The 23,523-nt window shown below is 60.0% G+C and carries 22 protein-coding genes and 1 riboswitch; of the genes, 7 read left to right on the top strand and 15 right to left on the bottom strand.

Translation table 11 applies throughout. From position 1 onward, the window contains the following. Positions 1–16: 16 nt before the first annotated feature. The 6 genes from C2E19_RS09895 to cobO are packed head-to-tail and all read right to left on the bottom strand — an operon-like array spanning position 17 to position 6,061. On the bottom strand, positions 17–1,468 hold the full coding sequence (locus tag C2E19_RS09895) for a cobyric acid synthase (protein WP_129391144.1): 1,452 nt from the start codon (positions 1,466–1,468) through the stop codon (positions 17–19). Then, positions 1,465–2,457 (bottom strand): threonine-phosphate decarboxylase CobD, encoded by a 993-nt coding sequence (gene cobD / locus C2E19_RS09890; RefSeq protein WP_129391140.1) that lies wholly within the window; start codon positions 2,455–2,457, stop codon positions 1,465–1,467. The genes C2E19_RS09895 and cobD overlap by 4 nt, the downstream gene beginning before the upstream one ends. Continuing rightward, complete coding sequence (cbiB, locus tag C2E19_RS09885; protein ID WP_129391137.1) at positions 2,450–3,358, bottom strand: adenosylcobinamide-phosphate synthase CbiB; 909 nt, start codon at positions 3,356–3,358, stop codon at positions 2,450–2,452. Before cbiB ends, cobD begins: the two co-directional genes overlap by 8 nt. After that, on the bottom strand, positions 3,355–4,005 hold the full coding sequence (gene bluB / locus C2E19_RS09880) for a 5,6-dimethylbenzimidazole synthase (RefSeq protein ID WP_129391134.1): 651 nt from the start codon (positions 4,003–4,005) through the stop codon (positions 3,355–3,357). Before bluB ends, cbiB begins: the two co-directional genes overlap by 4 nt. Further along, positions 4,002–5,453, bottom strand: coding sequence for a cobyrinate a,c-diamide synthase (locus C2E19_RS09875; RefSeq protein WP_129391131.1), 1,452 nt, complete (start codon positions 5,451–5,453; stop codon positions 4,002–4,004). The genes bluB and C2E19_RS09875 overlap by 4 nt, the downstream gene beginning before the upstream one ends. Beyond that, positions 5,450–6,061 (bottom strand): cob(I)yrinic acid a,c-diamide adenosyltransferase, encoded by a 612-nt coding sequence (gene cobO / locus C2E19_RS09870; RefSeq protein ID WP_003223053.1) that lies wholly within the window; start codon positions 6,059–6,061, stop codon positions 5,450–5,452. The genes C2E19_RS09875 and cobO overlap by 4 nt, the downstream gene beginning before the upstream one ends. A gap of 80 nt (positions 6,062–6,141) precedes the next feature. After that, a riboswitch (cobalamin riboswitch) is annotated at positions 6,142–6,368 on the bottom strand. Between the two features lie 163 nt (positions 6,369–6,531). On the opposite strand from cobO, the gene C2E19_RS09865 reads away from it, so the two are divergent. Continuing rightward, entirely contained in the window at positions 6,532–7,116 is a 585-nt protein-coding gene (locus C2E19_RS09865) for a hypothetical protein (protein WP_129391128.1), read from the top strand. Positions 7,117–7,182: 66 nt separating this feature from the next. Further along, positions 7,183–8,496, top strand: a complete 1,314-nt coding sequence (locus tag C2E19_RS09860; protein ID WP_129391125.1) for a sorbosone dehydrogenase family protein — start codon at positions 7,183–7,185, stop codon at positions 8,494–8,496. A 132-nt stretch (positions 8,497–8,628) separates the two neighbouring features. Here the strand turns inward: C2E19_RS09860 and C2E19_RS09855 are convergent, their stop codons facing one another. The 5 genes from C2E19_RS09855 to C2E19_RS09835 form a co-directional block, all read right to left on the bottom strand. Beyond that, complete coding sequence (locus tag C2E19_RS09855; RefSeq protein WP_129391122.1) at positions 8,629–9,165, bottom strand: C40 family peptidase; 537 nt, start codon at positions 9,163–9,165, stop codon at positions 8,629–8,631. A gap of 221 nt (positions 9,166–9,386) precedes the next feature. Continuing rightward, the gene (locus C2E19_RS09850; protein ID WP_129391119.1) at positions 9,387–10,004 is read right to left on the bottom strand and encodes a C40 family peptidase; all 618 of its coding nucleotides are present in this window, start codon (positions 10,002–10,004) and stop codon (positions 9,387–9,389) included. Between the two features lie 226 nt (positions 10,005–10,230). Then, a complete protein-coding gene (gene hda / locus C2E19_RS09845) occupies positions 10,231–10,935 on the bottom strand; it encodes a DnaA regulatory inactivator Hda (protein ID WP_008082931.1) in 705 nt (234 codons plus the stop codon). A 216-nt stretch (positions 10,936–11,151) separates the two neighbouring features. Next, positions 11,152–12,225, bottom strand: a complete 1,074-nt coding sequence (locus C2E19_RS09840) for an AI-2E family transporter (protein ID WP_129391116.1) — start codon at positions 12,223–12,225, stop codon at positions 11,152–11,154. A 34-nt stretch (positions 12,226–12,259) separates the two neighbouring features. Next, positions 12,260–13,318 (bottom strand): DUF2066 domain-containing protein, encoded by a 1,059-nt coding sequence (locus C2E19_RS09835; protein WP_129391113.1) that lies wholly within the window; start codon positions 13,316–13,318, stop codon positions 12,260–12,262. A 373-nt stretch (positions 13,319–13,691) separates the two neighbouring features. On the opposite strand from C2E19_RS09835, the gene purM reads away from it, so the two are divergent. The 3 genes from purM to C2E19_RS09815 are packed head-to-tail and all read left to right on the top strand — an operon-like array spanning position 13,692 to position 16,122. Next, entirely contained in the window at positions 13,692–14,750 is a 1,059-nt protein-coding gene (gene purM / locus C2E19_RS09825) for a phosphoribosylformylglycinamidine cyclo-ligase (protein WP_008082936.1), read from the top strand. Next, entirely contained in the window at positions 14,750–15,400 is a 651-nt protein-coding gene (gene purN / locus C2E19_RS09820) for a phosphoribosylglycinamide formyltransferase (RefSeq protein ID WP_129391107.1), read from the top strand. Before purM ends, purN begins: the two co-directional genes overlap by 1 nt. 8 nt (positions 15,401–15,408) lie before the next feature. After that, positions 15,409–16,122 carry a DUF3108 domain-containing protein gene (locus C2E19_RS09815; RefSeq protein ID WP_129391104.1) on the top strand — a complete coding sequence of 238 codons (714 nt, stop codon included), beginning with the start codon at positions 15,409–15,411 and terminating at the stop codon, positions 16,120–16,122. A 150-nt stretch (positions 16,123–16,272) separates the two neighbouring features. Here C2E19_RS09815 and C2E19_RS09810 read toward each other — a convergent pair whose 3' ends face one another. Both C2E19_RS09810 and C2E19_RS09805 read right to left on the bottom strand, forming a co-directional pair. Beyond that, the gene (locus C2E19_RS09810; protein ID WP_129391101.1) at positions 16,273–17,898 is read right to left on the bottom strand and encodes a methyl-accepting chemotaxis protein; all 1,626 of its coding nucleotides are present in this window, start codon (positions 17,896–17,898) and stop codon (positions 16,273–16,275) included. Positions 17,899–18,028: 130 nt separating this feature from the next. Continuing rightward, positions 18,029–19,060, bottom strand: coding sequence for an amidohydrolase family protein (locus C2E19_RS09805; RefSeq protein ID WP_129391098.1), 1,032 nt, complete (start codon positions 19,058–19,060; stop codon positions 18,029–18,031). 152 nt (positions 19,061–19,212) lie between these two features. On the opposite strand from C2E19_RS09805, the gene C2E19_RS09800 reads away from it, so the two are divergent. Both C2E19_RS09800 and C2E19_RS09795 read left to right on the top strand, forming a co-directional pair. Beyond that, positions 19,213–19,629, top strand: a complete 417-nt coding sequence (locus tag C2E19_RS09800; protein ID WP_008082948.1) for an OsmC family protein — start codon at positions 19,213–19,215, stop codon at positions 19,627–19,629. 61 nt (positions 19,630–19,690) lie between these two features. Then, entirely contained in the window at positions 19,691–20,557 is an 867-nt protein-coding gene (locus tag C2E19_RS09795; protein ID WP_129391094.1) for a pirin family protein, read from the top strand. Between the two features lie 194 nt (positions 20,558–20,751). On the opposite strand, the gene C2E19_RS09790 is transcribed toward C2E19_RS09795, so the two are convergent. After that, complete coding sequence (locus C2E19_RS09790; protein WP_129391092.1) at positions 20,752–21,480, bottom strand: dienelactone hydrolase family protein; 729 nt, start codon at positions 21,478–21,480, stop codon at positions 20,752–20,754. A gap of 68 nt (positions 21,481–21,548) precedes the next feature. After that, positions 21,549–23,453 carry a molecular chaperone HtpG gene (htpG, locus tag C2E19_RS09785; RefSeq protein ID WP_129391089.1) on the bottom strand — a complete coding sequence of 635 codons (1,905 nt, stop codon included), beginning with the start codon at positions 23,451–23,453 and terminating at the stop codon, positions 21,549–21,551. Positions 23,454–23,523 lie beyond the last annotated feature (70 nt).

The raw sequence follows: 23,523 nt of genomic DNA, 5'->3' as shown, positions 1-23,523 counted from the left end.
GGTCTGCACAGACGATTCAAATCCCACAGAGCCGGCGCAACAGCTCGGTATCCAGATGCTTCTCCACCAGATCCGCCAAGCGCTCGATATCGCGCTCGCGCAAGCCGTGGTAATCGACCTCCTGCACATCGCTCAACCCGGCCCAGCGCAGCAACGCCGCACTCGCCGCCGGCGATTCGAACAAGCCATGCAGATATGTGCCGAACACCTGCCCATCCAGACTCTGGGCACCGTCGCAACGACCGTCATCCAGATGCACTGCCGCATGTTCCAGCGCCGCTCCGCTGGTCACCCCGGCATGGATTTCATAACCGCTGACCTCGGCATCTTCCAGCGCCAGCCGCCCGCGCACATTGCGCAATTGCTTCTCGGCTTCCAGCGTCGTTTCGAACGCCAGCAAAGCCAGGCCGGCACTGGAACCCGGCGCGCCTTCGAGGCCCAAAGGATCATGCACCTGCTCACCGAGCATTTGCAGACCGCCGCAGATCCCCAGCACTTTGCCGCCGTAACGCAAATGCCGACTGATTGCCGTGTCCCAGCCATTGGCACGCAGATAAGCGAGGTCGCTGCGCACGCTTTTCGAGCCGGGTAGAATGATCAGGTCAGCCGCCGGAATCGCCTGCCCCGGACCGACAAATTGCAGGTCGACCTGCGGGTGCAAACGCAGCGGATCGAAGTCGGTGTGGTTGCTGATTCGCGGCAGTACCGGCACCACCACCTTCAGCACTTGTTCGGCCTTGTCGGTCTGGCGCTGATCAATGCCGTCCTCGGCTTCCAGATGCAGATCCATCACGTAGGGCAACACGCCCACCACCGGTTTGCCGGTGCGCTGTTCCAGCCAGTCGAGACCCGGTTGCAGCAAAGCGATGTCGCCGCGAAAACGGTTGATGATGAAACCTTTGACCCGCGCCTGCTCGCTCGGCGAGAGCAGCTCCAGCGTGCCGACCAGATGGGCGAAAACCCCGCCGCGATTGATGTCGGCAATCAGCAGCACCGGGCAATCTACCGCCTCGGCAAAACCCATGTTGGCGATGTCGCCGGCACGCAGATTGATCTCCGCCGGCGAGCCCGCACCTTCGACCATTACCAGCGGATACGCAGCGCTGAGCCGTTCGTGGGAGGCCAGCACCGCTTGCATCGCGATGGCTTTGTAGTCGTGATAGGCGACGGCGTTCATGCTGGTGACGGCGCGGCCATGGATGATCACTTGCGCGCCGGTGTCGCTGTTCGGCTTGAGCAACACCGGATTCATGTCGGTGTGCGGTTCGAGATGCGCCGCTTGCGCCTGCACCGCTTGCGCGCGACCGATCTCGCCACCGTCTGCCGTCACCGCGCTGTTGAGCGCCATGTTCTGCGGTTTGAACGGGACGACCGCGACACCTTGGCGGGTCGCCCAGCGGCACAACGCCGTCACCAGCGTGCTTTTACCGGCGTCGGAAGTGGTGCCCTGCACCATCAGGGTTGTCATGCGTTGTCCTTGGTGAAAGCCAGCAAAGCCTGTTCGAGACGCGCCTCTTCGACGACGTCAGCGGGCAGACCAAAACGCAAACTGCTGTTGTGGGTGAAGATGCGCAGGAGGATGCCGCGCCGCGCCATGAACTCGTGCAACGCCTGCGCATGCTCGGTGATCAGCCACTGGAACAGCGCGCAACCACCCTGTGGTTTGAAGCCATAGCGCGCGAGCATCAGGGCCAACCGCTCACTCGCCTCATCGCTGCGGATGCGCTGACGCGTATGGCCTTCGGTGTCTTGCAGACACGCCTGGCCAAGCACGCGCGTCGGCCCGCTGACGGCCCACGGCCCGACTTGTTCGGCGAGCAAACGCAGCAATTTACGCTCGGCCAGCACAAAGCCCAGACGCACGCCGGCCAGACCAAAGAACTTGCCGAACGAACGCAAGACGACCAGCCCGACCTGATGCGCATACGGCGCCAGGCTCAGCTGCGGCGTGTTGTCCATGAACGCTTCATCGACCACCAGCCAGCCACCGCGCTGCGCCAGTCGCGCATGCCAGTCGAGCAGCCGCGCCGGGGTCAGACTGAGGCCGGTCGGGTTATTCGGATTGACCACCACCAACACGTCGAGACTGTCGAGAAAGAACTCGACTTCCTGCTCCAGCACTTCGCGCACGATGTAACCGCTGCGACGCCAGGCTTCGGCGTGTTCGGCATAGCACGGCGATAAAACGCCAACCTTGCCGGTGCGACGCAAACGCGGCAGCAATTGAATGGCCATTTGCGAGCCAGCCACCGGCAGCACTTGTGCGGCGCCGTAGTAATCGCACGCCGCCTGCTCCAGACCGTCATCGGTTTCCGGCAAGCGCGCCCAGGCACGCAGCGGGATTTCCGGGATCGGGAACGGCCACGGCGCGAGACCGCTGGACAGGTCGAGCCAGTCAGCTTCGGCAATGCCGTAGTCGAGCGCCGCCTTGCGCAGCCGGCCACCGTGCTCAAGCATAGAATTCAGCCCCCACGCAGAGAATCAGCAGCCATAACCATACGCCGCGCTGGACCAATTGCCAGCCGCGATCAATGGAATCGGCATCGGCTGGCGCCCCTTCGCCGAGCTGCGGGCGCTCATGCAGTTCGCCGTGATAGATCGCCGGGCCGCCCAGTTCGACACCCAGCGCACCGGCACCTGCGGCCATCACCGGGCCGGCGTTCGGGCTGTCCCACTTCGGCGCCTGTGTGCGCCAGCACTTCAAGGACAGTCGGGTTTTGCCGAGCAACGCGTAGGTCAACGCCACCAGGCGCGCAGGAATGTAGTTCAACACGTCGTCGATTTTTGCCGCCGCCCAGCCGAAACGCTCAAAGCGTTCGTTGCGATAGCCCCACATCGCGTCGAGGGTATTGCTCAGGCGATAGAGCACCACGCCAGGCGCACCGGCCACGACAAACCAGAACAGCGCGGCGAACACCGCATCGCTGCCGTTCTCCAGCACCGACTCCGTGGCGGCGCGGGCGACGGCAGTGCTGTCAAGTTCATCGGTCTGACGGCTGACCAGATAGCCGACACGCTTGCGCGCTTCGTCGAGATCATCCGCGCGCAACGCGGCAGCCACCGGCGCGACATGTTCACCAAGGCTGCGCATGCCGAGCGCGCAATACAACGCGAGAATCTCGACCACCCAGCCCACGTACGGCGCCCAGGAAAATGCCGTGGCGAGCAACGTCAGCGGCAGCACGGCGATCACCCACGCGGTAACGCCATGGCTGCGCCAGCCGCGACCACCGGCGTTGAAACGTTGCTCGATGCGCCCGGCAAAATTGCCGAACGCCACCAGCGGATGCCAGCGTTTCGGTTCACCGAGCAACGCATCCAGCGCAACTGCGGCGACACTCAACAACGCCACACTCATTGACTCACTCCCCAATAATTTTCATACAGCAACTCATTGAGCGGACGCGCCTGCGCCCACCCTTCGAGTACCAGCATCGGCGCCGGATAGAATTCCTTGACCGGGCCCAGGCACAAAACGGCCAGAGGTTTAGCGCCTTGCGGCAATTTCAGTAAATCGGCGAGTGCCTGCGGCTCGAACAGCGAGACCCAGCCCATGCCCAACCCTTCGGCACGCGAGGCCAGCCAGAGGTTTTGAATCGCGCAGGACAACGAAGCCATGTCCATTTCCGGCAACGTGCGGCGCCCGAAGATGTGCTTCTCGCGATCATCCATCAGCGCCGCGACCAGCACTTCGGCGCAGTCATTGATGCCTTCGACCTTGAGTTTCATGAACTCGTCACTGCGCTCGCCCAGTGCTTCGGCTGTGCGGATGCGTTCTTCTTCGACGAGGTTCTGGATCTGGCCGCGCAGGTTTCGGTCGCTGATGCGGATGAAGCGCCAGGGCTGCATCAGGCCGACGCTTGGGGCTTGGTGGGCGGCCTCAAGGAGACGCCGCAGCAACTCAGGCTCGACCGTCCCGCCGGTGAAGTGGCGCATGTCGCGGCGCTCGGCAATGGCTCGATAGACGGCTTGGCGCTCGGCTTCGGAGAATGCGTTGTCTGTCATGGCCTCTTCGCGAGCAAGCCCGCTCCCACAGGGGATCTGGTTTCTTCAGGCAATGCATCAGCTAGCCTGCCCCCATCCTCAGGAGATTGCATTTCTTCAGGAAGCACATTGGCCACTGTGGGAGCGGGCTTGCTCGCGAAGGCGGCCTCAAATTCTGGTGCAAACAGTGCAGCGACAGCCACAGGATTCGACGGAAAGTAAAAGTGCACATAAGAAGCCGTCATCCGCCCCTCACGATAAACCGCCTCAGCCCCACGCCCGCCATTCGGGCTGAACCCTCGGGCAATCGGGGTCAGCTCGGTCGTCGTCAGCGAATGATGATAAGTGTGCCCACGCAGCGAACCTTCCGGCAGATCCACCGCCTGCAACGCCAACGCCGCCAGACGTTTCTGCATCACTGCATCACCGGTCAACAATCCGACCAGCTCAGCCCGCTTGCCTTCAACATCAGTCAGCGAATCGAGCAGATACAGCATCCCGCCGCACTCAGCGAGCAACGGTTTCCCCGCCGCATGATGCGCACGGATCGCCTCGAGCATCGCGGTGTTCTGCGACAATGCCACGTGATGCAATTCCGGATAACCGCCCGGCAGATACAGACTGTCCGCGTCTGGCAGTTGCCTATCGCGGATCGGCGAGAAAAAGCTCAACTCGGCACCCATCGCGCGCAGCAGATCGAGACTCGCGCCATAGGTGAAGGCAAACGCCTCATCACGCGCAACGGCAATGCGCACATTTTTCAGCAAAGGCTCGACGGCGATAACGTCCGGCGCGGCAAATTCCACGGCCGGTGGCAGCGCTACCTCGCAGCTGCTGGCGAGCGCTGCTGCGGCGGCGTCGAGTCGCACATCGAGGTCATTCAACTCGCTGGCCTGCACCAGACCGAGATGACGGCTCGGCAGTTCGATGCCGGTCTCGCGCGACAATGCGCCGTACCAGCGCAGACCTTCTGTAAGGCTGCCTTCGAGCAATTGCGCATGACGCAACGTGCCGACCCGGTTGGCCAAAACCCCGGCAAATGGCAGATCCGGTTGGTACTTCGCCAGGCCCAACGCCAGCGCACCAAAGGTCTGCGCCATCGCTGTCCCGTCGATCACGCCGAGCACCGGCACACCAAAATGCCGCGCCAGATCGGCACTCGACGGCGTGCCGTCAAACAGGCCCATCACGCCTTCGATCAAAATAAGATCCGCCTCGGCGGCGGCTTCCCACAACAGACGACGACTTTCCTGCTCACCGACCATCCACATGTCCAGTTGATACACCGGCGCACCGCTGGCACGCTCGAGAATCATCGGGTCGAGGAAGTCCGGGCCGCATTTGAACACGCGCACCTTGCGCCCCTGATTGCGATGCAATCGGGCGAGCGCGGCGGTAACGGTGGTCTTGCCCTGACCGGAAGCCGGCGCGGCGATGAGCACCGCCGGGCAGTGACGTGGTTGATTCAAAGTTCGACGCCTTTCTGCGCTTTGATGCCGGCCTGGAAGGCGTGTTTGAGCATACCCATTTCGGTGACGGTGTCGCCCATCTCGATCATTTCCGGCTTGGCCGCACGACCGGTGACGATCACGTGCTGCATCGGTGGCCGCGCCTGCAAATCGCTGAGCACTTGATCGAGATCGAGGTAGCCGTGCTTGAGGGCGATGTTCAATTCATCGAGCACCACCAGACCGATCGACGGATCACGCAACAGCTCGCGGGAGACTGCCCAAGCGGCTTCGGCAGCAGCGATGTCACGCTGACGGTCCTGGGTTTCCCAGGTGAAGCCCTCGCCCATCACGTGGAAGCGCACTTGTTCGGGGAAGCGGCGGAAAAACAATTCTTCGCCGGTGCTGTTGCGGCCCTTGATGAACTGCACCACGCCGCACTGCATGCCGTGGCCCATGGCGCGCGCGAGCATGCCGAACGCCGAACTGCTTTTGCCTTTGCCATTGCCGGTCAGCACCAGCACCAGGCCGCACTCGTCGGGAGAGTTGGCGATGCGTTCGTCGATCACGGCTTTTTTGCGCTGCATACGCGCCAGATGGCGTTCGTCGCGCTCGGGGGAATCAGTCATGGGGGAGCTCTCCGTTGGGGCTGGATAACGGCGGGCAGGCACAAGAATAGACGGCAAAAAGCCTGGCATCGCCCACCGTGATGCCGCTGGATGGATCAGGCCGGTCTCCGGGCTCATGAGCGGCGTTGGCCTGACTGCGCGCCTTCCCGCTGTTGAGCAGTGGCATTCGACGCAGTGTTCACTCATTTACCGTTGCGGGGGCAGCGCCGGGATCGTGGCCAGTCTTCGCTTGAAGACAACCCTCACCGGCTTCCCTGTTTCACTCTGTCGACGTCGGTCACAGAGCACCTGAAACAAGCCGCGAAGGTTAGAGGGTTGGGGGTGGAGCGTCAATTAAAGAGGGGGCCGGCGGGCGAATAACTGCCGCCGATCAATTAACTGGCGCCAATCTTGTGCCACACTGATACAAATGATATCAAAGAGCCATGTTTTTCTCGAAAAAGCCCATCACAACAATAAGGATGATTACGATGCAAGGCATGATCATCAGCAACCCGCGCCTGGAATTCCTGCGCCCGATGCTTGAACGCTGGTTTGACTGTATCGACCGCTACAACGCCGTGCGCGGCGACAGCGACACGCCTTACTGGCACGACGAGAAAGCCAATCTCGGATTGCTCTCGGCAGCGGCATGGATGGCCGAGCTGGTCACCCTCACCGACACCCCCACGCGCAAACAGAACGAAGAAGGCGAGCGCAATGCCCGCGCCGATCTGTTTATCGCCGGCGCCGAAGATCGCGCCTACATTCAGGCCACCCAGCGCTGGCCTCGAGTGAATAATCTCAACCTGACCCAAGCCTTGCTGGACATTACCAGCGACGCCAAACGCATCAGCTTCGCCAGTGACCTGAAGCTTGGCTGCCTGTTCGTCGCCCCGCAAAAAGCCCAGCACAGTGCCAGCCCCGAAGAGCTGCAGGACATGGTCGACGATCTGCAAAAGGAACATACCTGCGCCGTCGCCTGGTATTTCCCCTACGCCTACCGCAAGTTGCGCAGCGAAGCCGGCAACTATCACCCGGGCATCGCCGTGCTCTTCAAGGAAGCCCGCGGCTGAGCAGTTGAACCATCGGGCTTGCGTCCTCCTCTATGATTAGGAATGCATTCATAGGGAAGATCAGCAATGCGCAAGCCCCAGCTCGTTTTCGTCATCGCCCTCGCCGGAGGGCTCGCCGCCTGCGGTGAATCCTCCAGCCTGCAAGTCTCCGACGGCACCGGCCCGTCACCGAAACTGCCCGAACCAAACAAGACTCTGATCCCGACGGTGAACATCGCCCCGGCAATCGGCTGGCCCCAGGGCGGCAAACCGACAGCGGCGGCCGGCACCCAAGTGGCGGCCTTTGCCGAAGGTCTTGATCACCCGCGCTGGCTCTATGTGCTGCCCAACGGCGACGTGCTGGTTGCGGAAACCAATGCCCCGCCGAAACCTGACGACAGCAGCGGTATTCGTGGCTGGGTCATGAAGAAGGTCATGGGCAAGGCCGGCGCCGGCGTGCCAAGCCCGAACCGCATCACCCTGCTGCGCGATGCCGACCACGATGGCGTGGCCGAGACGCGCACAGTGTTTTTGCAAAACCTCAATTCACCGTTCGGCATGACTCTGGTCGGCAATGATCTGTATGTCGCCGATACCGATCGCTTGCTGCGCTTTCACTATGAAAACGGCGCGACCGAGATCAAGTCGCAACCGATCAAGGTTACCGACCTGCCCGGCGGCACGATCAACCATCACTGGACCAAAAACGTTATCGCCAGCAAGGACGGCAACAAGCTGTACGTGACGGTTGGTTCGAACAGCAACGTCGGCGAGAACGGCCTGGATAAAGAAGAAGGTCGCGCGGCGATCTGGGAAGTCGATCGGGCGACCGGCAATCACCGGATCTTCGCCTCAGGCATCCGCAACCCCAACGGCCTGGCGTGGGAACCCACCAGCGGCGCGCTGTGGACGGCGGTCAATGAACGTGACGAAATCGGCAGCGACCTGGTGCCGGACTACATCACCTCAGTCAAGGACGGGGCTTTCTATGGCTGGCCGTTCAGCTATTACGGCCAACATGTCGATGTGCGCGTGTCGCCACAGAATCTGGATCTGGTGGCCAAGGCTATCGCTCCGGATTACGCGATTGGCCCGCATACCGCTTCTCTCGGCCTGACATTCGCCGAGGGTAATACCTTGCCGGCACAATTCAAGGAAGGCGCCTTCATCGGCCAGCATGGCTCGTGGAACCGTAAACCGCACAGCGGTTACAAAGTGATTTTCGTGCCGTTTACCGGTGGCAAACCAAATGGCACACCGGTGGATGTGCTGACCGGGTTCCTCGACAAGGACGAGAACGCGCTGGGCCGGCCGGTGGGTGTGGTGATCGACCAGCAGGGTGGCTTGCTGGTGGCGGACGATGTTGGCAACAAGGTGTGGCGAGTGTCTGCCGCGAAATAACTCAGCGCCTCACACATAATAAATGTGGGAGCGGGCTTGCTCGCGAAAGCGGTGTATCAGTCAATGATGATTTGAATGACACACCGCTTTCGCGAGCAAGCCCGCTCCCACATTGGGTTTTGTGTTGCTAGTTTATGGGTTATGCGCCAGATGCTCAGGCTGGAGCACCCGCTTGGCACTTAGATAAGCCTTCTGCCAATACGCCTTCGACAAGCTATCGAGCTTGACCGTGCCGCCCGTCGCCGGCGCATGCACAAAGCGCCCTTCGCCAACATAAATCCCCGCATGACTGACCTGCGAGCCGCCATTGGTGGCGAAGAAGATCAGATCGCCCGTCTGCAAGCCTTCCTTGCCGACATTCGGTGCCTGCATGACGATCAGCTCACGCGTCGAGCGCGGCAGGTTGATGCCCGCCGCATCGCGGTAGACAAAACCGATCAGGCCACTGCAATCAAAACCCGAATCCGGCGTGTTGCCGCCCCAACGATAAGGCGTGCCAACCAGGCCCAGCGCGCGAAACAGTACGTCTTCAGCGGCGGGTGAAAAGGATTGTGAGGGGCCGAATACCATAGGCGCGCGGGCAACCGGCGCAGGCGGCGGTGTGCGACTGGCGCAGGCGCTGAGCAGCGCAGCGCAGAGCATCAATGTGAGGCGGGCCGACATCGTCATAAGCAGAACATCCTGATCTGGCTGCGGCTTTCTCTGCCGGATGGACAGAAAACAAAACCGCCTGCGGAGCACGCAGGCGGTTTGCCATCAATATAGATTCAGGATTCTAGCGGCTATACGACAAACTTCAAGTAAGACTTTAACTTCACCTTGTAAAGTATAGGTCTACTCCGTTGCCGACAGCCTGATTGTCGCCGCGAGCGCAGCGACAACAGGGGGAATTACTTGCGAGCGGTGACTACGGTCGGAGCGTTTGCGAGTGCACGCTTGGCTTCGATGAAAGTCTTGCTCCAGTAGCTGTCACCCAGGCTGTCGATGCGAACACCGCCGCTGCGACGACTGCTGGAGTGAATGAACTGGTTGTCACCCAGGTAGATCCCGGCGTGACTGACACGACCGCGACGACCATTGGTGGCGAAGAACAACAGGTCGCCCGGCTCAAGGTTGCTGCGCGAAACCAGCGGCGCATCCACATTGATCATTTCGCGGGTGGAGCGTGGCAGGTTCATGCCGGCTTCTTCGCGAAACAGGTAACCGATGAAACCACTGCAATCGAAACCGGCTTCGGAGGTACCGCCGAAACGGTAACGGGTACCGATCAGGGACATGCCGCGTTCGAGGATGCTGTCGGCCAGAACAGGAAGCTGATAAGGCTTGCTGCCATTGAATTCGTTGAGTTCTTTTTCGGTATCCAGCTCTTCCTGATAAATAACGGAAGACTGGGCCGTGGCGGAATTTTTAACCTGTTGAGACTGCTCTTGAACTGGAGAATGAGCAGCGCAACCAAACAACAGGGTGACGAGTGCGAGAGGCACGAGGGGTGCGAAGCGCTTTAGCATGGGCACGACCGTGGCTGATAGTTGTAAAGAAGCCGAGACTATGCCCGCTATCGACCTCATTTGCAAATTCAATCGATCTTTTTGTGACTTCTCGGTTTCTCGTTTACATCTAAGCGCTTAAGCCCATTTGAGTCGATACGCGGCCTGCACAGCGTGCAGGAAAGCGGGTTTTCTGGCGCCTGAAATATGCCGAAACCCGCTGAAAGCCCCGAAATAAAAGGGATGACTACCAGCCGAGGGTTTCTTTGAGGAAGGGAATTGTCAGCTTGCGTTGCGCCTGTAAAGAGGCCTGATCGAGCTGTTCAAGCAGATCGAACAGCGCACTCATGCTGCGAGTGCCGCGAGTCAAAATAAAATGTCCGACTTCATCGGTCAGGTGCAGACCACGACGTGATGCGCGCAATTGCAAGGCTCGCAATTTGTCTTCATCGGAAAGTGGGCGCATCTGGAAAATCAGCGCCATGGTCAGGCGGGATTTCAAGTCAGCCAGTTTCACCGGCAGTTCACGCGGCGAAGTCGAGGCGGCGATCAGCAGGCGGCGACCGCTGTCACGCAGGCGGTTGAACAGATGAAACATCGCCTCTTCCCAGTCAGCCTTGCCGGCAATCACCTGCAAGTCATCCAGGCAAACCAGTTCGTACTGTTCAAGGTTATCGAGGATTTCGACGCCGCGATCCATCAACTCGGCCAATGGCAGGTAAACCGCCGGCTCACCCATCTGCTCGAAACGCAAGCAAGCCGCCTGCAACAGATGCGTGCGCCCTACGCCGTGTTTGCCCCACAGATAGATCAGGCTTTCGGTCCAGCCGGCGTCGGCTTCGCAAAGGCGCTCGACATAGCCGAGTGCAGCGGCATTGGCGCCTGGGTAGTAGTTGATGAAGGTGGCGTCGTCACGCAGACGCACACCTAGGGGCAGCTGAATCGGTTTCATGCTGACTGAACAGTTCTCAAGGAACCGTTAGTGGCCTCTGTGTAAAGTTTGCGAAGTTTATACCCGTGAAGCTGAGCGCACAATGCGACAGAGTCCAAGCAAAATCAAAGGTTTGCGTTAACACACTGGTTTCATGACAGATTCTTTGGCACATCCGGGCAGCAAATGCCTGCATGAGCCGGGCCAACCCGACTATTCGCCGGGTCGCCCTCGCCATTACAACTCCGGTTCGTCGACGCCACTATAAATCTCGGAGTCCTTGTACAAGTCGTGCACATGGCGCACCAGCACCATGATGACCGCCGCCACCGGCAGCGCCAGCAGGACACCGGTGAAGCCGAACAACTCGCCGCCCGCCAGAATCGCGAAGATCACCGCCACCGGGTGCAGACCGATGCGGTCGCCCACCAGCAATGGCGTCAGGACCATACCTTCCAGCGCCTGACCGACCATGAATACCGCAACGATGCCGAACATTGGATAAAGATCGCCACCGAACTGAAATAGCCCGGCAACCAGTGCCGCGCCGATGCCGATCACAAACCCCATGTACGGCACGATCGCCGCCAGACCGGCGATCAAGCCGATCAACAGACCCAGCTCGAGACCAACGATCATCAGACCGGCCGCATAAATCACACCCAACGCCAGCATCACCAGCAACTGCCCGCGGACGAACGCCCCCAACACTTCATGACACTCACCGGCCAGGGCGACCACGCGCTCTTCGCGATCACGCGGCAGCAGGCTGCGGATCTTCGCCATCATCACGTCCCAATCGCGCAGCAAGTAGAAACTTACTACCGGGATCAACACCAGATTCGCCAACCAGCCGATCAGCGCCAGGCTCGACGCCGTTGCCTGGCTCAGCACCAGACTGACGATGTCGGTGGTCTGGCCCATGTGCTCGCTGATCGCCGCCTTGACCTTGTCGAACTTCCAGAAGCCATCCGACAGCCCCAGCTTCGTCTGCGCCCACGGCAGCGCCGTGTGTTGCAGCCAGTCGAGCATTTGCGGCGCCAGTTCGTACAAACGCAGCAACTGCTTCGCAAGCATCGGTACCAGCACCAGCAACAGCGCCGTAACGATCAGGGTGAACAAGGCAAATACCGCGATCACGCCCCAGGTGCGCGACAGACCGAGCCTTTCCAGTCGATCCACCAGCGGATCGAACAGATAAGCCAGCAGCAACGCCACCAGGAACGGCGTGAGGATCGGGTGCAGCAACCAGACAAACGCGCAAAGCAGGATTACCCCACCGAGCCAGAACCAACGCCGCGTATCGGCCATGTACCACTCCTGTTGCTTCTATATAAGGAAAGACTTACCAGCGAAACCGCAAGGACGGTGTCGCCGGTGTCGGGGCCGCAGCCGCGACCGGTGCCGCACCTGCAACCGCAGGCTGTGGCGCTGCTACCGGAGCTGGCGCCTCAGGCGGCAGCTCCTGCAACTTCGCCAGCGACAACTGCGCGCGCATTTGATCGGCGCTGCCATTGACCCGATACACGATGCGATCGCCATCGACACTTTGCAGACGCACGCCGAACGGTTCGAGTAACCGCAACAGCGTCGCGTAATGCTCAAGATTCATGCCCTGCACTTCCAGCGTCTGTTGCCCCGTAGCACCGGGCCTGGCGACAAAACGCGGCGCCAGGCGCTCAGCCACTGCCAGCATCACCGCATCCGCCACAGCAGCCTGATCGGCGCCCTGCACGCTGCCGGCTTCTTTTTGGTCACCAAGCCACAAATGCCATTTGGCCTGCCATTGCCCGCCCTCTTCGCGCGCATGCACCGCCAACAAGGCATCGGCGTTATAGCGCTCGGACGCGCCGCGCAAGGGTGCCGGATCAGTGCCTTCCAGCGCCGGCGCGGTGGCGACCAGTTGTTCACTCAAATCCGCCAACGGCAAACGCAACGGCAAGCCTCGGTGTTGCGCAGCGGCACGTAACGGAGCGGCAGCCGCCTGACCATCGCCGACCAGGCTTGAGCCTTCAGTCGAGTCATTCAGCCACCAGCTGAGGATCGACGGCCGACTGGCGCCCCACATCGACAGCCCGGCACGACGCAACGCCTGCTCGGTGGTCGACGGATCGAAATCGACCTTCAACACCTCCGGCGGCCCGGCATCGAAACCGAATTGACTGATGATTTGCTGCGGATCCTTGCGAATCGCCGCCAGCCCCGGGTTCTGCGGGGCTTTCGGGTCGCCGGTCAGGCGCAGAATCAGCGTGTCCAGCGCAGCCTGAGTGGCGCGATCGCGCTCTTCCGGCGCCTGACCGTTGACCGGCTCGCGTACTTGATAAAGGCCTTTGAGGTTTTCGGCGTGACTCGCCAGGCTGACCAGAGACAAACAACCCACAAACAACAATTTACACAAACGCATGGAAAATTCCCGTCGACAGGAGCGGCTGGAACAGGCCGCGTGAACCGGTTGAGCAAGGCTGTGACACTCGGCCGTTGCAAAACATTCACACGGCAGCGGTAAGTTTTTGCACAGTGATAACGATAGACGGTTAATTGCCACACCTTATACAGGCACCCACGCCGCTCAATTGCAAAAAATTTCCGCTGATATGGCCCTGCCCGTCGGTGCGAGGATGGCCGCTGCCCCTCAAGCCTGATAAAATCGCGCGCCTTCGCAGACCGGCAACAGCCGGGCACCCCGAAACTCGCGTGAGGCCATCGCCCTCTCGATTTCGAAGTTCCCGCTGAACTCGGTCGTTACCCCTGAATCCCCTCCCCTAAAGGCCTGGATCATGAGCAAGCAACCCTCCCTGAGCTACAAGGACGCCGGTGTAGACATCGACGCCGGTGAAGCATTGGTCGAACGCATCAAGAGCGTCGCCAAGCGCACTGCGCGCCCGGAAGTCATGGGCGGCCTGGGCGGTTTCGGCGCCCTCTGCGAAATCCCGGCCGGCTACAAGCAGCCTGTGCTGGTTTCCGGCACCGACGGCGTCGGCACCAAGCTGCGTCTGGCGCTGAACCTGAACAAGCACGACAGCATCGGCATCGACCTGGTTGCGATGTGTGTGAACGACCTCGTGGTGTGCGGCGCCGAGCCACTGTTCTTCCTCGACTACTACGCCACCGGCAAACTCAATGTCGAGACCGCGACCCAAGTGGTCACCGGCATCGGCGCTGGCTGCGAACTGTCGGGTTGTTCGCTGGTGGGCGGCGAAACCGCTGAAATGCCTGGCATGTACGAAGGCGAAGACTACGACCTGGCCGGCTTCTGCGTCGGCGTCGTGGAAAAAGCTGAAATCATCGACGGCTCGAAAGTCGCCACCGGTGACGCGCTGATCGCGCTGCCATCGTCCGGCCCGCATTCGAACGGCTACTCGCTGATCCGCAAGATCATCGAAGTGTCCGGCGCCGACATCGAAAACATCCAGCTCGACGGCAAACCGCTGACCGACCTGCTGATGGCCCCGACCCGCATCTACGTGAAGCCGCTGCTCAAGCTGATCAAAGACACCGGCGCCGTCAAAGCCATGGCCCACATCACCGGTGGTGGCCTGCTCGACAACATCCCGCGCGTACTGCCAAAAGGCGCTCAGGCCGTGGTTGACGTGGCTAGCTGGACTCGCCCTGCTGTATTCGATTGGCTGCAAGAGAAAGGCAACGTTGACGAAACCGAGATGCACCGCGTGCTGAACTGCGGCGTCGGCATGGTTATCTGCGTGGCTCAGGAGCACGTTGAAGTGGCCCTGAACACTCTGCGTGATGCAGGCGAACAGCCTTGGGTCATCGGCCAGATCGCTGCGGCCGCCGAAGGTGCAGCTCAGGTTGATCTGCAGAACCTTAAGGCTCATTAATGTCCGCAACCTGTGATGTCGTGGTGCTGTTGTCCGGCACCGGCAGTAACTTGCAGGCTTTGATCGACAGCACGCGGACCGGCGACAGCCCGGTTCGCATCGCTGCGGTGATTTCCAACCGCGCCGACGCCTACGGCCTGCAACGCGCCAGTGATGCGGGTATCGCTACTCGCTCGCTGGATCACAAGGCATTCGAAGGTCGCGAGGCCTTCGATGCTGCACTGATCAAACTGATCGACGAATTCCAACCCAAACTCGTGGTACTGGCCGGTTTCATGCGCATTCTCAGCGCTGATTTCGTTCGTCACTACCAAGGGCGCCTGCTCAATATCCACCCGTCGCTGCTGCCCAAATACAAAGGGTTACACACTCATCAGCGCGCGCTGGAAGCCGGCGACACCGAGCACGGCTGCTCCGTGCACTTCGTCACCGAGGAACTCGATGGCGGACCACTGGTCGTACAGGCAGTATTACCGGTAGAGTTGCACGACACGCCGCACAGTCTCGCGCAGCGAGTTCACGTTCAGGAACACCTGATCTATCCGATGGCAGTACGCTGGTTCGCCGAAGGCAGACTGGCACTCGGTGAGCAAGGTGCTTTACTGGATGGCCAGTTACTCGCGGCCAGCGGCCACTTGATTCGAAACTAGGAGATATTATGCGTCGCGCCCTGCTCTTCGCTTGCGCTCTGCTCGCCCTGCCATTCGCGCAGGCAGCGGACCTTCAACCGTTCTCCGCCAGCTACACCGCCGACTGGAAGCAGTTGCCCATGAGCGGCACCGCCGAGCGCAGCCTGGTCAAGGAAGCCAACGGCGTCTGGAAGCTCAGCTTCAAGGCCTCGATGATGATCGCCAGCCTGACTGAAGAAAGCACCCTGACCCTGGACAAGGACACCCTGCTGCCGCAGTCCTACCACTTCGAACGTGGCGGTCTGGGCAAAGCCAAGAAGGCTGATCTGGATTTCGACTGGAACAGCAAGATGGTCACCGGCACCGACCGTGGCGACGCGGTAAAAATCCCGCTGAACCGTGGCATGGTCGACAAATCCACTTACCAGTTGGCCCTGCAACATGATGTGGCTGCCGGCAAGAAGACCATGAGCTATCAAGTGGTCGATGACGGCGAAGTCGATACCTATGACTTCCGCGTGCTGGGTTCGGAAAAAGTCGAGACCAAGGCTGGCAAGATCGACGCAATCAAGGTCGAGCGCGTACGCGACCCGACACAAAGCAAGCGCATCACCGTCCTCTGGTTCGCCAAGGATTGGGATTACCTGCTGGTTCGCCTGCAACAGGTTGAAACCGACGGCAAGGAGTACAACATCATGCTCCAGGACGGCACGGTCAACGGCAAAACCGTTAAGGGCAGCTGATCCGCGCAAGAACAAAGAGCCCCGCAAATGCGGGGCTTTTTTGTACCCCTGTAGGAGCTGCGGCACGCTGCGATCTTTTGATCCTGATCTTTAAATCAACATCAACAGATCGCAGCCTCGTTTCACTCGACAGCTCCTACAGGGATAATTTCAGACCGAGAATTTGGCGACCATGTTGTTCAGGTCCACCGCCAGGCGCGACAACTCCTGGCTCGCGGCGCTGGTCTGATTGGCCCCCGCCGAAGTCTGCATCGCCAGATCGCGAATATTCATCAGATTGCGATCCACCTCGCGCGCCACCGCTGCCTGCTCTTCCGAAGCACTGGCGATGACCAGATTGCGCTCGTTGATCAAGGTAAACGCCGAGGCAATTTCCTCCAATGCCGTACCGGCGGCCTTTGCCAGCTCCAGTGTCGAACGCGCGCGCACATTGCTCTGCTGCATCGAACTGACTGCCGAATCGGTGCCCTGCTGAATGCCGCCAATCATCTGCTCGATCTCCTGCGTCGACTGCTGCGTGCGATGCGCCAGGGCGCGCACCTCGTCCGCCACCACCGCAAACCCGCGCCCGGCATCACCGGCCCGCGCCGCTTCAATCGCCGCATTCAGCGCCAGCAAATTGGTCTGCTCGGCAATCGAGCGAATCACATCCAGTACCTTGCTGATGCCGTGAACCTTCTGCGCCAGATCTTCTACCTGCGAGGCATTATTGGTTACGTCTTCGGCAAGAAACTCGATCGACGAAACGGTCTGCTGCACCTGTTCGCGACCACGCTGGGCGATGCGATCGGATTCACGCGAAGCTTCCGAAGTCGCCACCGCATTACTGGCCACCTCTTCCACCGCCGCGGTCATCTGATTCACCGCCGTGGCCGCCTGCTCGATTTCCAGACTCTGCTGATGCAACCCGCGCGTCGCGTCTTCGGTGACGCAACTGAGCTCCTCGGACGCCGAGGCCAATTGGCTGGAGGACTCGGAGATTTGCCGAATCGTGTCACGCAGGTTGTGTTGCATGCTCTTGAGCGCGTGCAGCAGTCGCGCCGGCTCGTCCTTGCCGCTGATGTTGATATCGCCAGTCAGATCACCACCCGCCACCACCTCGGCCACGCCCAACGATTGCGCCAGCGGCAGCACAATGCTGCGGGTCAGCAACAGCGCCAGGCCAATGGTGATCAGCGCAGTGACACCGATCATCACGCCGACCCACACCCGCGAACTGGTAAACACCAGCCGCGCTGCTTCGGTGGCGAGATTGGCATTGTGTTTATTCAGCTCAACCAGTTCGCGCAAAACCACTGCGATTTCATCGGCCAAGGGACTCATCTGACCGTTGAGGACGCTCGCGGCCTCCTCCACCCGATTCTGCGCGGACAACTGCATGACCTGCGCCTGAAACTCCAGGTACTGGTGCTCGGCCACCTTGAAGCGGTCAAACAGCTTGCGCTCCTCGGGCAGTACGATCAGCACGTCATAACGCTGCTGGGCCTCACTGAGCACACCGCGTAATTCATTGAGTTTGGCAACGTTCTGTTCAAGCGCCTGTGGATCGCGATTGAGCAACAAACGCATGGTCAGCGCGCGCAGGCGCAGCATGTCCTGACTCATCTCACCGACCGCCATCACGCTCGGCAGCCAGTTGTTATCAACCTCGTCAGACTGCGCGCGCATGTTCGACATTTGCAGTAACGCGAACGCCCCAAGGGCAAATACCATCAGCGCCAACAGGCCAAAACCGAGGCCGGCGCGCGGGGCGATATTGAGACTACGAATACTCATTGCTCTGGTTCCTTCCAAAAGCGCTGCATCAACCCTGCAGCTGGTTGCTTTAGAAGGTATCGGCCCGGTGGAAAAATGCGTAAGACGAAAAGGCGATATCAAAAGGCCTTGATCCTTCGAACCGTTGGCATTAACGATTCAGCGTGGTTTTCTCGGACTTGAGCACCGTTCGCGGCAAGATCGCCAGGAAGTTATCCCGCGCGACCTTTTTCGCAACGTCCTCGGGCAACGCATCAAGGAACGGCTTGAAGCTGCGCATTTCCTGACCGAGTTTGTTGAAACGCCCTACGACGTCCGAGCCAAGCATGAAGCGCTCCGGGTATTTCTCGACCAGCGCCAGCCATTCCGGGCGTGGCTGGCCCTGCTCATCCAGCAAATATGGCGTGAGCATGCTCCACGACAAATCAACATACAGATTCGGGTAGGCCTCAAGCATGCGCGTCAGCGTTGGCAGCAAGAATTTCAGCTGGGTCTGATGCCGATGAATTTCGGCGCTGGTCCCGGCATGCGCCCAGATGAAGCGCGTGTGCGGGTGATTACGCAGTGGCTCTTCGATTTCCTTCAGGTACAGCGGATTTTTCTCTCGCTTGGAAGTGATGTTGGAATGCAGCATCACCGGCAGGTCGTTTTCCGCCGCCAAATGATAGATTTTGGTCATTGCCTCGTTATTGGCGCGCGGCGTGTCGCCGGACGTCAGCGCGGTGAGGTCGTCATGCCGGGTGAACACCTCGCCGATGCCCTGCCATAGCCCTGGATACAGATCGAGCATGCGCTGGATGTGCGCGGCGGAGTTCTTGTCGTTGGGGTTGAAGCCCGACAGGAAGGGATGAAAGTACGGGCGCTGCTCGGGCGACAACTTTTGCACCGCATCGGCGACGATCACATCGGTTGCACTGTACCAATAGGCATCGGCGTCGTCCCCGGCGTAATAGCGCGGACGCTTGGGTTCGTCTTCGTGCCATTTCTTCGCCACTGGAATACCGGAAATCATCACATGCTCGACGGAGCTTTCCTGCATGGCTGTAAGCAATTTCGCCATGCCGGCAGTTTCCTGGAAAAAATCCACATAATGCAGATGCGCATCGCTGTAGTTATATTCGCGGGCGGTGGCGTTGCCGGCAAAGACCAGCAGGCAGGCGAGACTCAAACGATACAGGGACACAAGTAATCTCCGGCAAGTAGGAATAGCCTAGACCGCGCCCTGACGACAAGGGTTCATCCCGCAGGAAAGTGGAACGCGTACCAGTGGGAATGCTCTATAACTGCAAGGTCTTTGTTGATCGAACGACTTTTCCTACTGCCTGTGAGGTTCCCATGACTGTTACCGTCAATACCGTCTCCGCTGAAGGTTTTCGTCACACCGTACAGATTGATGACCACGAATTGTTTGCCGACGTGCCGAAATCCGCCGGCGGCGAAGGCTCAGCCCCTGAGCCGCATGACTACTTCGACGCGGCGCTCGGTGCCTGCAAGGCGCTGACCCTGAAGATGTACGCGAAGAAGAAAGACATCCCGCTGACCGGCGTCGGTGTCGACGTCAAACGTGACAACAGCGAAGAGCAGAAAGGCAAATACGTCCTGCACGTCACCCTCACCCTCAAAGGCGTACTCACTGACGCCCAGCGTGAGGAATTGTTGCGAGTCGCCGACCGCTGCCCGATTCACAAACTGATGACCACCAGTGAAGTGACCATCGAAACCCACGCCCCGCAGGGTTTCGATAGCCAGTAACCCTCCTGATGCCAGCGGCGGGTTATGCTTCTGGCATCGCCCGCTCAGCCTGGAATGCACCATGGACACGCAACCTCTGATCATCCGCCCGCGCGCCGAAGACGTCGAAGGCCAGCCGATTCTGCGCCCGTTGCCGTCAGCCAAATGCCGCAGCGTCGGGCCTTTCGTGTTTTTTGATCACATGCTAGAAACGATTTATCCGACGGGCAAAGGCATGAACATCCGACAGCACCCGCACATCGGTCTGTCGACGCTCACCTATCTGTTTCAAGGGCAGCTCCTGCACAAGGACAGCCTCGGCTCCGATCAGGTGGTCAGCGCTGGCGATGTCAGCTGGATGACCGCCGGCAGCGCGATTGCTCATGTCGAGCGCACGCCTGAGCCGCTGTGGGATCAGAGCTTCACGATGCACGGTTTGCAGATCTGGCTGGCGTCGCCCAAGGATCATGAACAGGGTCCTGGGCATTACAGCCATCACCCGGCTGCGACGTTGCCGGTCAGCGATAACCTTGGCGTACAGATCCGCATGATTGCGGGGTCGGGCTTTTGCCTGGAGTCGCCGGTGCCGGTGCTTTCGCCGACGTTGTATGCCGAAGTGCAGATGCAGACGGCAACCACCCTGCTGATTCCGACCGAGCATGAAGAGCGGGCGGTTTACGTGCTGAGTGGGGATGCGCAATTGAACGGCGATGCAATTGAGCCACATGCGCTCGTAGTGTTGCCGGCCGGCGAAGAGATGAGTCTGTTTGCCGAGAGCGATGTACACGCGGTGGTATTCGGTGGCGCGGCGCTGGACGGGCCACGGCGGATCAACTGGAATTTTGTCGCGAGCGATCCGGCGGCGATCGATGAAGCGCGGCGTAAATGGGCGGCCGGGGATTGGCCGACGGTGCCAGGGGAAGTCGAGCGGATCGAGTTACCGCGCTGAAAAGCACCCTCACCCCAGCCCTCTCCCAGAGGGAGAGGGAGCCGACCGAGGTGTCTGGGGTAATACATCGACCTGAAAAATCTTGGCGATTATGGGTTCAGCACAGCCCTTTCAGGTCGGCGTAACCCTCAAGCATCCCCCGATCAGTCCCCTCTCCCTCCGGGAGAGGGTTAGGGTGAGGGGCTTTTCGCTTTTCAGCCCTTGAACACTTCATCCAGCAAATCATGCATCGACTTGAACGCGCGCTTGGCGGTCTTCTCGTCATACATCATCTTGCCCGGCACATTGGCATGCGGATCAGTAAACGAGTGCACTGCACCGCCGTAGCTCAGTAACTGCCAATCGACCTTCGCCGCGTTCATCTCGTCTTCAAACGCCGGTAGATGCTCTTTCGGCACCAACGGGTCGGAAGCACCGTGCAGGACCAATACCGAACCCTTGATGTTCTGCGCATCGGCCGGATTCGGCGAGTCCAGCGTACCGTGGAACGACACCGCAGCCTTCACCGCCGCGCCAGTGCGCGCCAGATCCAGTGCACAGCAGCCGCCGAAGCAGAAACCGAACACCGCCAGTTTCGAAGTATCGACCGCCGCTTCGCCCTGAGCCTGCAATTGCTCGAACGCCGCCTGCATACGCTTGCGCAACAGCGTGCGGTCGTTCTTCAACGGCATCATCGCCGCACCGGCCTGATCACCGTTCTGCGGGCGCACGGCCTGACCGTAGACATCAGCGATCAACACCACGTAGCCCGTGGCCGCCACCGATTTGGCGATTTCTTCGGCACCGGCGCTGACGCCCATCCAGTTCGGCGCCATCAACAAACCCGGACGCGCGCCTTTGTGTTCGGCGTCGAACGCCAGACGCCCTTCATAAGGTTGGCCGTCAATCTGATAGACCACGGAACGTACAGTGACTTGGCTCATTTCTGACTCCTGATTTGCTAAACACCAGAATGAAAAAACCCGCCGAAGCGGGTTTTTCTGCAACTTGGTTAAACCGACAGCTCAACCAGCAGCTTGTTCAGACGGCGCACATAAGCGGCCGGATCCTTCAAGCTGTCGCCGGCAGCCAGGGCTGCCTGATCGAAGAGGATGTGCGACAAGTCGCCAAAACGCTCTTCGCTCTGCTCGCCATCGAGTTTCTCGATCAACGGGTGGCTTGGGTTGAACTCGAAAATCGGCTTCGAGTCCGGAACCTTCTGACCGCTGGCTTCGAGGATCTGACGCATTTGCAGACCCAGATCCTGTTCGCCGATGGCCAGGATGGCCGGCGAGTCGGTCAGACGATGGGAAACCCGGACTTCCGCCACGGAGTCGCCCAGTGCGGCTTTCAGACGCTCAACCAGACCTTCTTTGGACTTGGCGACTTCTTCTGCGGCTTTCTTGTCCTCTTCCGAGTCCAGGTTGCCCAGATCGAGGTCACCGCGTGCCACGTCGACAAAGCTCTTGCCGTCGAACTCGCTGAGGTAGCTCATCAGCCACTCATCGATGCGATCGGTCAGCAGCAGCACTTCGATGCCTTTCTTGCGGAAGACTTCCAGGTGCGGGCTGTTCTTGACCTGCGCGTAGGTTTCGCCGGTGAGGTAGTAGATCTTGTCCTGACCTTCCTTGGCGCGAGCCAGGTAGTCGGCCAGACCGACGATCTGCTCGCCGTCGTCGCCATTGGTCGATGCAAAACGCAGCAGACCGGCAATTTTCTCTTTGTTGGCGAAGTCTTCTGCCGGGCCTTCTTTCATGACCTGACCGAAGTTCTTCCAGAAACCTTTGTATTGCTCAGGCTCGTTTTTCGCCAGTTTTTCCAGCATGTCGAGCACGCGCTTGGTCAGCGCGGTTTTCATCGAATCGATGATCGGGTCTTTCTGCAGAATTTCACGCGACACGTTCAGCGACAGGTCGTTGGAGTCGACCACGCCTTTGATGAAGCGCAGGTACAACGGCAGGAACGACTCGGCCTGATCCATGACGAACACGCGCTGCACGTACAGCTTCAGGCCTTTCGGCGCTTCACGCTGGTACAGGTCGAACGGTGCACGGGCCGGCACGTAGAGCAACGAGCTGTATTCAAGCTTGCCTTCGACTTTGTTGTGGCTCCAGGCCAGCGGGTTTTCAAAGTCGTGGGCGATGTGTTTGTAGAACTCTTGGTATTCCTCGTCCTTCACTTCAGTGCGAGGGCGAGTCCACAGGGCGCTGGCGCGGTTGACGGTTTCCCATTCAACGGCCGGAGTCTCTTCGCCTTCAGCGGCAGCCGCTTCTTTCGGCAGCTCGATCGGCAAAGCGATGTGGTCGGAGTACTTCTTGATGATGTTGCGCAGACGCCAGCCATCAGCGAACTCGTCTTCCGCAGCTTTCAGGTGCAGGACGATGCGGGTGCCGCGTTCTGGTTTGTCGATGTTCGCAACTTCGAACTCGCCCTCGCCTTTCGACGACCAGTGCACGCCCTCGCTGGCTGGAGTGCCGGCGCGACGGGAGTACACGTCAACCTGGTCGGCAACGATGAAGGCCGAATAGAAGCCGACACCGAATTGGCCGATCAGGTGCGAATCTTTCTTCTGATCGCCCGAGAGATTCTTCATGAAATCGGCGGTGCCGGATTTGGCGATGGTCCCCAGGTGGGCGATCACATCGTCACGGTTCATGCCGATACCGTTGTCTTCAAGGGTGACGGTCTTGGCGTCCTTGTCGAAGCTCACACGGATTTTCAGATCAGCGCCACCTTCCAGCAACTCTGGCTTGGCCAGGGCTTCGAAGCGCAGCTTGTCGACAGCGTCAGAGGCGTTCGAGATCAATTCGCGAAGGAAGATTTCCTTGTTGGAATACAGCGAATGGATCATGAGGTGCAGCAGCTGCTTTACCTCGGTCTGGAAGCCCAGGGTTTCCTTTTGAGTTTCCACACTCATGGTCATCAAACTCCAATCAGATGGCAGTGGCCGCGACCCAAATGGTCGGCGGCGGGTTGTCTTGTGAGTT

Origin of the sequence: Pseudomonas sp. DTU12.3 (assembly GCF_004124275.1) — a bacterium.
In the GTDB taxonomy this organism is placed as follows: Bacteria; Pseudomonadota; Gammaproteobacteria; order Pseudomonadales; family Pseudomonadaceae; genus Aquipseudomonas; species Aquipseudomonas helmanticensis.
The sequence above is the reverse complement of the archived record's forward strand: the minus strand, read 5'-3'. Positions and strand labels throughout refer to the sequence as shown.

Bases quoted from the DNA above. Each gene is read 5' to 3' on its own strand.
- C2E19_RS09895 (WP_129391144.1), bottom strand. From the start codon at position 1,468: ATGACAACCCTGATGGTGCAGGGCACCACTTCCGACGCCGGTAAAAGC.
- cobD (WP_129391140.1), bottom strand. From the start codon at position 2,457: ATGCTTGAGCACGGTGGCCGGCTGCGCAAGGCGGCGCTCGACTACGGC.
- cbiB (WP_129391137.1), bottom strand. From the start codon at position 3,358: ATGAGTGTGGCGTTGTTGAGTGTCGCCGCAGTTGCGCTGGATGCGTTG.
- bluB (WP_129391134.1), bottom strand. From the start codon at position 4,005: ATGACAGACAACGCATTCTCCGAAGCCGAGCGCCAAGCCGTCTATCGA.
- cobO (WP_003223053.1), bottom strand. From the start codon at position 6,061: ATGACTGATTCCCCCGAGCGCGACGAACGCCATCTGGCGCGTATGCAG.
- C2E19_RS09865 (WP_129391128.1), top strand. From the start codon at position 6,532: ATGCAAGGCATGATCATCAGCAACCCGCGCCTGGAATTCCTGCGCCCG.
- C2E19_RS09860 (WP_129391125.1), top strand. From the start codon at position 7,183: ATGCGCAAGCCCCAGCTCGTTTTCGTCATCGCCCTCGCCGGAGGGCTC.
- C2E19_RS09855 (WP_129391122.1), bottom strand. From the start codon at position 9,165: ATGACGATGTCGGCCCGCCTCACATTGATGCTCTGCGCTGCGCTGCTC.
- C2E19_RS09850 (WP_129391119.1), bottom strand. From the start codon at position 10,004: ATGCTAAAGCGCTTCGCACCCCTCGTGCCTCTCGCACTCGTCACCCTG.
- hda (WP_008082931.1), bottom strand. From the start codon at position 10,935: ATGAAACCGATTCAGCTGCCCCTAGGTGTGCGTCTGCGTGACGACGCC.
- C2E19_RS09840 (WP_129391116.1), bottom strand. From the start codon at position 12,225: ATGGCCGATACGCGGCGTTGGTTCTGGCTCGGTGGGGTAATCCTGCTT.
- C2E19_RS09835 (WP_129391113.1), bottom strand. From the start codon at position 13,318: ATGCGTTTGTGTAAATTGTTGTTTGTGGGTTGTTTGTCTCTGGTCAGC.
- purM (WP_008082936.1), top strand. From the start codon at position 13,692: ATGAGCAAGCAACCCTCCCTGAGCTACAAGGACGCCGGTGTAGACATC.
- purN (WP_129391107.1), top strand. From the start codon at position 14,750: ATGTCCGCAACCTGTGATGTCGTGGTGCTGTTGTCCGGCACCGGCAGT.
- C2E19_RS09815 (WP_129391104.1), top strand. From the start codon at position 15,409: ATGCGTCGCGCCCTGCTCTTCGCTTGCGCTCTGCTCGCCCTGCCATTC.
- C2E19_RS09810 (WP_129391101.1), bottom strand. From the start codon at position 17,898: ATGAGTATTCGTAGTCTCAATATCGCCCCGCGCGCCGGCCTCGGTTTT.
- C2E19_RS09800 (WP_008082948.1), top strand. From the start codon at position 19,213: ATGACTGTTACCGTCAATACCGTCTCCGCTGAAGGTTTTCGTCACACC.
- C2E19_RS09795 (WP_129391094.1), top strand. From the start codon at position 19,691: ATGGACACGCAACCTCTGATCATCCGCCCGCGCGCCGAAGACGTCGAA.
- C2E19_RS09790 (WP_129391092.1), bottom strand. From the start codon at position 21,480: ATGAGCCAAGTCACTGTACGTTCCGTGGTCTATCAGATTGACGGCCAA.
- htpG (WP_129391089.1), bottom strand. From the start codon at position 23,453: ATGAGTGTGGAAACTCAAAAGGAAACCCTGGGCTTCCAGACCGAGGTA.